This is a genomic window from Microcystis flos-aquae FACHB-1344 (assembly GCF_014698375.1).
Lineage (GTDB): Bacteria > Cyanobacteriota > Cyanobacteriia > Cyanobacteriales > Microcystaceae > Microcystis > Microcystis aeruginosa.
The window spans coordinates 1-11,625 of record NZ_JACJSW010000017.1 but is presented as its reverse complement, the minus strand read 5'-3'; the positions used below and the strand labels follow the sequence as shown (position 1 = coordinate 11,625).

General features: G+C 43.0%; 5 protein-coding genes. All 5 read right to left on the bottom strand.

Annotated elements, in window-relative coordinates; genetic code table 11:
• Positions 1-739: 739 nt before the first annotated feature.
• On the bottom strand, positions 740-6,892 hold the full coding sequence (locus tag H6G48_RS00695; protein ID WP_190718086.1) for an AAA family ATPase: 6,153 nt from the start codon (positions 6,890-6,892) through the stop codon (positions 740-742).
• Positions 6,889-8,721 carry a carotenoid oxygenase family protein gene (locus H6G48_RS00690; protein ID WP_190718084.1) on the bottom strand — a complete coding sequence of 611 codons (1,833 nt, stop codon included), beginning with the start codon at positions 8,719-8,721 and terminating at the stop codon, positions 6,889-6,891. The genes H6G48_RS00695 and H6G48_RS00690 overlap by 4 nt, the downstream gene beginning before the upstream one ends.
• A gap of 110 nt (positions 8,722-8,831) precedes the next feature.
• On the bottom strand, positions 8,832-10,166 hold the full coding sequence (locus H6G48_RS00685) for an AAA-like domain-containing protein (protein ID WP_190718081.1): 1,335 nt from the start codon (positions 10,164-10,166) through the stop codon (positions 8,832-8,834).
• A gap of 467 nt (positions 10,167-10,633) precedes the next feature.
• The gene (locus tag H6G48_RS25895) at positions 10,634-10,921 is read right to left on the bottom strand and encodes a hypothetical protein (RefSeq protein WP_242034479.1); all 288 of its coding nucleotides are present in this window, start codon (positions 10,919-10,921) and stop codon (positions 10,634-10,636) included.
• 2 nt (positions 10,922-10,923) lie between these two features.
• Positions 10,924-11,391 (bottom strand): hypothetical protein, encoded by a 468-nt coding sequence (locus tag H6G48_RS00680; protein ID WP_242034478.1) that lies wholly within the window; start codon positions 11,389-11,391, stop codon positions 10,924-10,926.
• Positions 11,392-11,625: the final 234 nt, after the last annotated feature.

The following is an 11,625-nucleotide window of genomic DNA, read 5'->3' as shown; positions in this document are numbered from 1 at the left end:
GTGGCTTGGGAACAAGCTTTATCAATTTATTCATAATAAATTTGGCAGAGGATTAAAGATTAGTTATTGTGACTGATTCTTTTGGTTAGAAAAAGATAAACTTGAGAATCTTCAGTCAAATTTATTGACTCAAAATCCGCTGTACTTAATTTAAATGAATCAACCCTAGGGGCAGGGGGGGTGTGGGGTTTTACCGATTTTGAGGGGGTCAATTACCTAATTTTCAGGGAAAAAGTCCCGGAATTTTCCCCCCGATCCCCGCAATGGCTGGCACTTTTTGAGGGAAAAAAAGTCTAAAAGTCTTATCCAACAAGGTTTTTAGATTTATTCAGCCAACTCCAACTAGCGATTCAGATTTTGGAGTTTTTGGGGACTTCAAGGGTTTTGGTCTCTGGAATGATAGGAGCGAGTGCTGCTAAATCGGCGATTGCTTCGGGTGTAATAGCAAATCCGTTTTTAATAGTTTGATTAACTCCCAATCCAACTTTAAAAACCCAGTTGGGTATTGTTCCACAACTTCCCACTATCCTATGCCTTTTAAACAGGATTTAGTCTTAGTGGGACTTAGGCGTTTTCGGTCAGCAAAAAAGGCTCAAACCATTACGGGACAAAGGGTTAACCTCGATTTATGATTTTCCTTGATCTATCTGGGTTTCAGCGATTTTGGGCTTCTCGAAGTAAATCCCAAGCGGGGATTGGAGTTGAGGCTTTTCTCGATTTGTTTTTTGTCTAAGTCCCATTAGGTTGATTTTGCCAGGGTCAGCCAATGGAGGTTAAAGATTGCTTGATAGATGGGATTATGAACCCGCAGCCGGCCTTGGTCTTTGACCACTAACCCCGATAAAAGTAACTCTTTTTCTGGGGGGCTATCCTCGGCAATCACCTCCTTTTCCCTTAAAATCCGTTCATAGAGTCTCAGGAGCAACTGGGAGCGATGACTGTTGAGGAGCCGATCGCGAATAGTGCGCAGATGTTCCGGTTCATCCTGAGCCTCCCAATTGTCAATGATCTTCTTCTGTACTAAGTCCTCAATCCAGGGGGCCTCACCATTGGGGGGAATCGGTGAGGCAGCGGTGCGAATTAACTGACAGAGTTTTTGGGTCAGAAAAGGTTGACCGTTTGTCCAAGCAAAGACTTCTTTTAAGACAGTTTGCGGGTTACTGACTTTCTCGGCCAATCCGCGCAGTAAAGGCTGGGCTTCGTGTTCCTTAAAACCCTCCAATTGAATCGAATGACCGATATTAAAAGGGGTGATTTGGTGGTCGGTAATTAAATCGGAGGGGGTGACAACACCGAAGAAAGCGAAGGTCAAACGCCGATAGAGCGGGTTAAAACCACGCTGGTTATAGCAGGAACGAATCAGGGCAAAAAAGTCATTAACCGCAAAATTTAAGCCCAAAACGCTATCAATTTCATCAATAAAAATCGCGATCGGTTTCGGGGGAGAACCTTCCACGATCCCCACTTCCAGCAATAACACTTCTTCGATAAATTCGCCCAAGCGCTGTACTGCCGAGACATCTTCCCGTTCTTGCCACCAAGCTTTGAGATTGACCCTTTTGAGCAGTCCAAAACGTCGCCCTAACTCGAAGGCTATCCCCTTGTACCATTGGTCGGGAGTGACATTTTCGCTGCCGATGCGGGTTAAATCAATGGGAGCGCAACAGACCCCCTCGTGTTGGAGGTGGTCGATCATGCGTACCATTAAACTAGACTTACCCATTTGACGGGGATTGAGAACATAGCAAAAATCGCCGCGTTTGAGGGCTTTATAGAGATAACGGTCGGCGGCGCGGACCACGTAGGTGGGGGCATCCATGGGCAAACTGCCCCCCACTTGGTAGTCAAAGGTGCTAGATTCTTCGCTACTTCTGAGCAGTTCATTTTCAAATAGTAATTCGGCTTGGGTGGCCTTGAGAATTTCTAGGGTTTGGCTGAGTTCTAGGGTGCGCTCCTGCACTTTCTGTTCTAGGGTGCGGCTATACTCGGCTAATTCTTCGGTAAAGCGAATCCGTTCCGCTTCCGCCTGTTTTCGTTCGCTAATATCGGTAAAAGCGGTGATCGCATAGATAATTTCTCCTTTTTCGTCAAAAACGGGCGTGGCATACACTTCTAGGGGAATAATCTTCTCTCCTTGGTGAATTTCTAGATCATCCATCGTGTTTTTTTCCCCCCTTAAAGCTCGGACAATCGGCTGGTCTTCGGTGGGATACAATCGATCGGTTCCAGCTTGATATAACTGATAGGTTTTCCCCAACTGATTAGCCGTGGTGATATTAACTATCCCTTTTCCTAAAATCTCTTGGGCGGTTTGATTGGCATAATAGGGTTGACTGTCGGCATCCAGAACAAATACCCCCACTGGCATGGCTTCTAAAAATTGCGCTAGTTGTCTCTGTTTAGCTTTGATTTCGGCGTAGAGTTTGGCGTTAGTAATTGCGATCGCCGCTTGGCTGGAGAGCAGTTGCAGCACTTCCAATCTTTCTTGGGTAAAAGCCCCGACGGTGAGATTATTTTCTAGATAGACAATTCCCCGTAGTTGTCCTTGGTCGAGGAGGGGTGTGCAGAGCAGCGATTTGGTTTGATGGGTTTTAATATAGGGATCGTTGCTAAAATTGCCGTGATGGGCGGCATCGTTATTAAGAACGGTTTGACCGCTCCGGGCTACATAGTTAATAATTGAGACGGGAAGATGTTCTTCGATGGCATTAGATTTAAAGACTGTCACCCCATCTTCCTGCACGGAACCGGAGGCTTCGATCAATAGTTGTCCGCCGCTTTCTAGGATAAGATAGCCCAGCTGCGCCCCAGCATTTTCGATGAGAATTTTCATCAGGGTGGCGAGTAATTTATCTAAAACTATCTCGCTAGAAATGGCTTGGGATGCCTTCATAATCGTGGCTAAATCTAACAGTTCTCCCGCATGACTAACTGAATTTTTTCTGGTGGTAGTTTTCCTAGTTTCGGTCAGGGAATTGGAACCATAATTATTGACCATTAACTGAGAATAACGGCTTTCTATATCTTTGACTTTAGCTGTTGCTCCCCAAAGAGAATAGAGATAAGCAGCTTCATTGATGTAGGTTTTGGCAATTTTTACTTTACCCCAATCGAGATAGAATTTCGCCGCTAGTTCGTTAGCTAGTGCTTCTTCATTAATATATTCATTTTCCTTGGCTTTAGCGATGGCTAGATCGTAGTTTTCTATGGCTTCTAGATAAGATTGCTGCACTCGCTCCTTTTCCGCTTGCACTAAATAAAATTTATGGAGATAGTTAGAGGGTGCTTGATTCGCCCATTCCTGTTGCTTTTTCTGATTATTCGTCACTCGTTCTAATACTTGCTGTTTTTGGTCATTGTCCAGATGATTATAAATAGCTAAATGGGCGAGGGAATCATAGACATTATGCAGAGGAATCAAGAAAGTAGCGGTAGCTCCTCCCAGATATTTTTGGGCTTGGTTAGCATTTTCAATGGCTTGTTCGTACTGTCCAAATAGATAACAAAGGTATAATTTATTAACAAATAAAGCACAGAGACCGTAGAGATCATTAGCCTCTACATGGTACGGTAACATAAGAGTTTCTTGATAGTACTGTCCTTCTAAATGACCGGGATTTTCCGAGCGCCCCAGCAGATTTAAAACTGTTTGACCGTAGATTTTTAGATAGTTGCGGGTGTTTTCTTGTTTGAGCTTAACAAAAGCCAGATCATAGTTAGCTATTTCTCCAGCTAATTCGGTTAATTCCTGTCCGATAAAGGCGGAATGAAAACAGTAAAGATAGGCGCAGGTTGTTCCGTAGTATAGATCACCCATTTCTAAACCAGTTTGATAGGAAGATTTTAACAAGGACAGGGAATTTTTAATCGGTTCTTTCCAGATACTAATAGTGGTGGAAAAGACGGCAATTATTTTCGGCATCAGGGCTTTGGCATGAAATTTATCGGCAATGTTTAAAGCCAATTTCCCAAATTGATAACCCGTTTCCCAATCTTCTAAAAGACCACAAAGAATTAAGCCATAATTAACATAGGTAAAAGCCGCTAGATAACTATTGCCGTACTGAATTGATAAGTTAACCTGTTTTGATACTAGGATGGTTAAGAGATGAGGTGCGGCAATAAAAACAGGAGAAAATATGGCAGCCGCTATCTTCATGATTGCTAATTTTTCTTCCTCATTTATCGGCGGTAAATTACTTAAATCTTCGATATTTTGCCCCGCTAATTTTTGCCTGGTTTTAGTTAGTTCTTTTTGAATATCTGATGATTGTAAGGATTCAGGAATCTCGAAATCTAAGCTTTTGAGGACAGATAAGCCAATTTGTACCGCTTTTAGTTCGTGATTTTGGGCGTGATACGCTTCGATGATTACTTCATAAACTTTCACCTTATCTAGGGTGGTTTTTGCCTGTTTTAATACGAGATTAGCCCAGCGTTGCATCTGCTCAAAGTTACCACTTAAATAGGCGATTTCTGTGGCTTCAGAATAAATATTTAAAGTCAGTTGATAGTTATTTTTACAGCTTGATTTTTTGAGAAGTTTTTGAGCGATTTTAATATATTTTAAGGCTCCAGTTTGGGCATTAGCGGCTTTTGCCTTTTGGGCTGCTAGTAAATTCAAGTTAGCCACTGACTCTCGTTCTTTTTCCTCGCTAATTAGTTGATAACCAAGATTGAGATGATCGACTATTTTAAAAATCTTTTCCGCTAATTCATTGGTGGCAGTATGCTGCCAAAGTAGGCGACCAATTTTCAAATGAATTAAAGCTTTTTTGCTGTCTTCGATGAGAGCGTAAGCTCCTTGTTGAATACGATCATGAGCAAATTTATATTCTTGAATCAGTAATTGTTCATCTAATTCGGAGAGGGGAATAATTAAACCAGCTTCGCTACTAGAAGTTAAAATTGGTAAAAGTTCTGAAGGTGATTTCTCAGAGATTATTGCCAGAATGTATAAATTAAATTCTGCCCCAAGACAGGCTGCTAAACTTAAGACTTCTTGGGTTTCGGGAGGCAATTTCTGCATTTTGCCCATCATAAATTGAATCAGATTATCGGTACTGCCAATCCTTTGAATTTGACCGAGATGCCATTGCCAATAGCCCCTATTATTGTCGGTTTTAGTGGTTGTTTCCTGCCCCGGTTGGAAAAATAGCAAATTTTCCCAGTAGATGGTTTTGAGAAATTCATTGACAAAAAAAGGATTACCGTGGGTTTTTTGCCAGACTAAAGCGGCCAAAGATTGCACATATTCTGGTGAATGATTTAATGTCTCTGCAATTAACTGATTGACCTGTTCAAGCCCCAGAGGTTTTAAAATAACTTGATTGATAATTATGCCCCCCTGCTCTAATTTATCCAGGGTAGCGGTTAGGGGATGGGTGGAATTAATTTCATTACTGCGATAGGAGCCAATTAAAAACAAATAGTCCATATCGCCATCGAGCATAATTAATTCTATTAACTGGAGACTAGCCAAGTCTGCCCATTGCAAATCATCGAGAAAGATGACCAGAGGATGTTCCGGGGAACAAAAGACCCGAATAAAATTTTTAAAGACTAAATTAAAGCGATTTTGAGTAGCGATCGCTCCTAATTGTAACACCTCTGGTTGTGGACCGATAATTAATTCTAGTTGGGGAATCACGTCAATAATAACCCGTGCATTCGTCCCCAAAGACTTGAGGAGTTTTTGTCGCCATAGTTGCAGTTGTGGTTGACTTTCCCCCAAAAGTTGCTTGACGAGATGAGTCAAAGCGCTAATCACGGCAGCATAGGGAATATCGCGCTGAAATTGGTCAAATTTACCAGAGATAAAAAAGCCGCGTTTTTCAGTAATTGGCTGATAAATTTCCCTAACCAGGGTGGTTTTACCCATGCCAGAATAACCCGTAACTAGCATCAGTTCGGTGTGAGAGGAGTTTTTATCCGCCGTGGCTACCCGTTGAAAAGCAGTGAGGAGAGTGGCGATTTCCGCCTCCCTACCGTAGAGTTTTTGGGGAATTTGGAACTGATTGGCTAGATCTTGCCTAGCGATGACAAAATCCTCAATTTTACCCGTTGTTTCTAGTTGTCTTAAACATTCTTCTAAATCTGCTCGAATACCGTAGGCACTTTGGTATCGTTCCTCGGGGGTTTTAGCCATCAGTTTCATGATGATTGCCTCCACCACCGGGGGAATTTTCTCCCTGACGAGACTATTAATCTCCAAAGGTTGTTTTGCCAGATGACAGTGAACTAATTCCAAAGCATCTTTAGCCCGAAAAGGTAATTGTCCGGTGAGAAGTTCGTAGAAGCTAACGCCCAAGGAATAAAAATCCGTGCGGTAATCGAGACTGCGATTCATCCGTCCGGTTTGTTCGGGAGAAATATAGGCTAAAGTCCCCTCAAGGACGTTGGGATTTTTTAGCCCCGGATTTTCCCGCCGCAGGACGCTGGCAATGCCAAAATCGATGATTTTAATTTGTCCGGTTTCGGGGTTAAGAACTATATTGGCAGGATTAATATCTTTGTGAATAACCTTGGCGTTGTGAATTTTCTCTAAATTAGCCACTATTCGGGGTGCAAGGCTTAAAAAGTCCCTTAAGGCCAGGGGTTTGCCCTCTAGCCATTTTTTTAAGGATATACCCCCGAAATCTTCCAAAATAATCACGGGAGTTCTGCGGTAGGTTTCTAAACCATAGGCTTTAATCGCCCCCTCGAAGTTCAGACCGCAGATGGTTTTATACTCCTGTTTGTAGTGGGTTAGTTCTTGGGTGGTGGGATATTCTTGCTTGAGGATTTTGAGCATAACCGGTTGATTATCGACGGTGCGAATGGCCCGATAGACTTCTGAGTTAACGCTTTCGTAAACCTGGGCAAGAATGTCGTATCCTTTGAGAACAATCATTTTTTTACTTGGCGATTGTAAACGGCTGCGGGTCTCCCCAAGAAAAATTCTACGGGAACCAAGACAAGACTCCGCAAGGCTGAAAGAACTCGATTTACCTGTGAGACGGAAGGACGGGGAGAAGAGACCACCTGCTCGAAATACTCGGAATGCAAGGTCAAGCCAAAGTGAACATCTTCCGGCAAGCTCAGTTTAGCAATCGGTCCGTCCTTGAGATTGTCAGGGTTAAATAACCAAGCTTCTAATACTCTGGTCGGGGTTAAAACCGTCGTCAATAGATAGGCCTGTTCTTGGGGAATAAACTGAATGCTATCTAAAATATAGCCATCAGGACAAACATAAAAATCCAGTAGTCCCCGACCTAAATGTGATACATGAGTATCACTGGCATTTTTTTCTTGCCTAATCTGTTCAGTTAACTGATTCCAATCCTTATCAAAGGGAACCTTGGCTAATACCGAGGGCAAGTCATGACAGGGAAGTTCGGCATCGCTGAGGATGCGATTACTTTGGTCGCGACAATCCATATACTGACGACGACAGATTAATTCGCGCACATAACCGAGATAGATTTGATAAACGGCACTGTATCCCTGTTCCGATTCCCGCGGGTCGGCGGTGTAGAGACTGGTACAGAACCAACCCGGATGGATGAAAGCTTGTTCGCTCATCACCCTGGCATCTTCGATAACCACTTTGCGCAGCACTCCGACGTCAAAGGAAAACATCCAGGGGATGCCGTGGTATTCGGGGGGATAACTCTGACCGGTAAAATGTTGGATATCGTCTTTTTCGATCGCTTCGGTTAAACTAATAGTGGCATTTTGGATAGCCACAATCTGAATTTGACCGTTGGTACTATGGTAACTACAAAGGAAGTGATAACTGTCGCCATTGAAGGTAATTAATCGCGAGGGAACGCTGGTTTCTTCTTCCTTGAGGTCTTGACGTTTAACCAGATAAATTTGAGTTTTCGGATAGGTTTCTTCGGGCCTGATTCTGATACCTAATAGTTTGGCTACTCCCATCTGAAAAGGCATATCGGGAATCATGATATAATCTTCGGTAACGATGACCGAATGGGGACTACCATCGAGGATAGTTCCCTGTAGTTTCCAGGGTTTAAGTTGTTTTTGTTGATCCCAAAGAACAATATACACCGATTTATCTAAATCTTTTAACATACCTCCCGATACAAGTTTTAGCTTTAATTCACAGGTGATAAATTCTTTGGTCTTTTTGTCGTAGAAGGGGTGAGCGGTATTTTCTAGGACTGGGAAAAAAGATAAAGGTACGGAAACAAGATGTTGGTCAAAATAACCAATCGGAGTGATAGTATCCAGGGAAACGGGATCCACTTCCCAGTAACGTCCCGCATCGGCAGTGAGGATTAATCTGGTTTCTTCTAGTTGTTTATCTTCGGCAACTTTTTCTAGTTTAACCATAGCAGTATTCGCTATTTCCGAAGAACCTAAAATGCTGACCACTGCTGGAAAAGTGGCTTGACTAATATTAAATATCGGTAAAACTTTTCGCCAAAAACTATCCCAAGTTTTTAGTTTTTTACTGTAAACGTTAACTTGATTATTTTTCCCTTGCAAGTCCCATCTAATAATTACACCTTCGCCAGAGAACAAATGACGGTCATTTTTTCTATGAAAAGGACAGACGATAAAAACGTATCCCGACAGATTTTCCGGCCAATGTCCCTCGGTAATTGTGGCGACTGCCTTATATAAATTGTTCTCATCCGGCCGACCGAGTTGCGAGCGACTAAAATTACTAACGTTGACAGTATTTTGGACAGTATCTTTGATTGACATATTCATAAGTAATCGTACAAAATTGATTTACTAGGTTCAAAAGGCACTCATGCAAAAGGCAGCTTTGTTCTCCCCACTTCCCACACCCTACACCCTCACTGATAACTGATTACTGTTTACTGATAACTGATAGAGGATTTCACCTCTAAAAAATAGCGTCGATACAATTCATAGCCGGGTACTACTTTATCTCCCGATTGTTTGAGTAGCCCCATACTGCTGAGTTTGTAAGCGAGAATTGGGTCTAATTGTACGGGTTCCACCGCGCTCATCACCCGATCGAGGGCTTTTGCTAGTTCAGGCTGTTGTTCTAATACCGCCCAATGGCGCCGCAGGTGATGGGCATAAATCCCCGTGAGGGAGGTGGCACTGGTTAATATTTGCGTCATGGTTATTTCCTCCCGACTGAGATAGTAGAGGGCAGTTTGTACCAAAGCCGGGTGTCCTCCCACTAGCTCCATCAATTGTTTGACTTTTTCCTGATTTTCCCAGGTGAGTTGATAACGTTGGGCTAATTGTAATACCTCCTCAAGACTGAAATGACTTAGCTGTGCGGGGAATCCCACGTTAAAGGGGGATTGATTGAGCTGCAGGGGGACATAAATTTCCGTGGAATGGACGACGATAAGACGGAGTTTTTGCCAGATAGGTAGGGTTTTGGATTCTTCGTACCAAGAACGCAGCAGCGGTAAAAAATCCTTGGCCACTTGGGGATGTTCAAACATCTGATTAAGTTCATCGAGAGCGAGGACAATGGGGGCGGTAATCGATTCCAGGATATAGTCTTGAATGTAAACCGTACAGCTAATCTTGCTGCCTAAATCCTCATCCCAATACTCATCTAATTGTGGTTTTAACTGTAGTTGACGGGCGGCATTGGCACACAACCAGCGCAAAAATTGGTTTAAATCACTCAAAATGGCCTGGTCCACCTGTTCTAAGTTCAAACTCACCGTGCGGTAGCCTTGCTGTTTGGCAAAATCGAGCATTCTCAAAAGTAGGGAAGTTTTGCCCATTTCTTTCGGGGCTTTTATCCGCACTAAAGCCCCCGGTTTCTTGATTTCCTGCCTTATCTGTTCTTCGAGGGGAAGACGTTCTAAATAAAATGGGGAACCAAGGGGAACTGCCCCATTGGGATAGGGGGGTAATGTCTCCAATTTTTCGCTCTTGGCTGCCGAATTAACCAGAATTTTGTCTTGAGGGGGTGCTGTTAGCTGAACATTCAGGGCGGCGATTTCTTGCCAGTCGAGGCATAATCGACGACAAATTTGGGCAAAAGTGGCTTGTTCTACCGGTTTACCAGTCAGGAAGTTGCTGACAGTAGCCAGACTAAATTCAGCTTCTTTAGCTAAGGATCGTTGACTGCTAAAGCCCTGCTTTTTCACGGCTAATTTAACTTGATTGAGGCAATGTTGTTGTACTCTTAGATGGCTCGATAGGGAATCTCTCATAAGAATTGGGGTGTGGGGTGTAGGGTGTAGGGTGTGGGGAGATGGGGAGACCACTGCGTGCGCGTTGCGGGGGGAGGTGGGGAAGTGGGGAAGTGGGGAAATTGAACTAAAACCCCAAAACCCCAACACCTCAAAACCCCAACACCTAAAACCTGTCTCCTATCTCCTATCTCCTGAATACTGACTCCTCAATACTGACTTCTAACCCAATGGTAGATGTTGGATTTTGCAGGAGTTCTATTTTTTAATAAAGATAAGCAACCATTATATATTGACTCCAAAAACTTGAGAATATTTAAATTAACATTCCGCAATATTTACAAATTCTTAAGAATTAATTGAGAAAGATTTTTATTTAACAACGATGTTCCAATGGTTACAGCGATTTGATAGAATTTCACAATGGGTTGTTATGTGCTTTTTTGGGCAGCAATGGCTGAAACCCTTGCCACATCTACAAGGTGAGCTTAATTAAGACGGGTAAATGAGTCAATTTCACCCACAACGATGATCTTTTTTTTGTGTAGTTTTATTGCAAAAAAAAAGTTTTTTTGACAAAAAGCACAAAGTATGATATGGAAAGAACGTATTTCTGGCTGCCAGTAGTTATTGCAGAGTGGGAGTTGAGGAGTATTTTCAGTTATCAGTGGACTGAAACGCAAATCTGATGACTGATGACCCCTGGTATGAGCATGATGCCAGAGAGCCGCCGCTAATTGCTGTCTTTCACTTTCAGGGTGTTCTTGACGCACCATCTCTACATATTTATTCCTGCTTTCAGGTTGTATTCCTCTACCGATGATAAGGCGATCGCTCCAATCGGTTGTTCCACTGATTTCCCTTCTAGATCGAGCGTTGCTACAGCCAAAAGAGAATTAGGAATCTCTCGGTCAATCTTGTTCTTAACAAGCTGTAAATCAACGGGAAACTGCTTATCTTGGCTGAAAAAACCCGATTCTAAAGTCCCAAACCGATCTAGTCGGGTCAGGTAAATCGTTCTCTGACTTTTAGTCGATGTTACCTCGATATAAGGTTCTCTCAGTTCGGGATGCCGGTTTTTCAGGTCTTCAAGCGATCGCACTGACTTTAAATAATCATTGTAGGTTTCCTTGATTTCGAGCGCAATTTCCGTAAGATTCTGATTGTTAACTTCGGGAAAAAAGCCCCGAAATTGATTGACAGGACGAGCTATTAGGCGGCTTTCTTGCCATTTCTGATTAGCCACCCCAATCATGCGGTCAACTGACCCGTAATTGCTGCTTTCTAAGGGATGGGTGCGATAAACTTGGGGATAACGGCTTTTATCCCTCCCTGCTAACCAGGCGACGGGTTGATAACCGCCAATTCTGAGAGGGGGACAAGCGAGCTAGAAGGTAGATAGGGCAAGCGATATCGCTCTTTGTCCTTTGATGTAATCCTTCAACCGATAGCGGCTAATTTGCATTAACTCTTCTATATT

What these genes read in the sequence shown, in the direction of transcription:
- H6G48_RS00695 (WP_190718086.1), bottom strand. Translation starts at nt 6,892, where the DNA reads ATGATTGTTCTCAAAGGATACGACATTCTTGCCCAGGTTTACGAAAGC.
- H6G48_RS00690 (WP_190718084.1), bottom strand. Translation starts at nt 8,721, where the DNA reads ATGAATATGTCAATCAAAGATACTGTCCAAAATACTGTCAACGTTAGT.
- H6G48_RS00685 (WP_190718081.1), bottom strand. Translation starts at nt 10,166, where the DNA reads ATGAGAGATTCCCTATCGAGCCATCTAAGAGTACAACAACATTGCCTC.
- H6G48_RS25895 (WP_242034479.1), bottom strand. Translation starts at nt 10,921, where the DNA reads ATGGTGCGTCAAGAACACCCTGAAAGTGAAAGACAGCAATTAGCGGCG.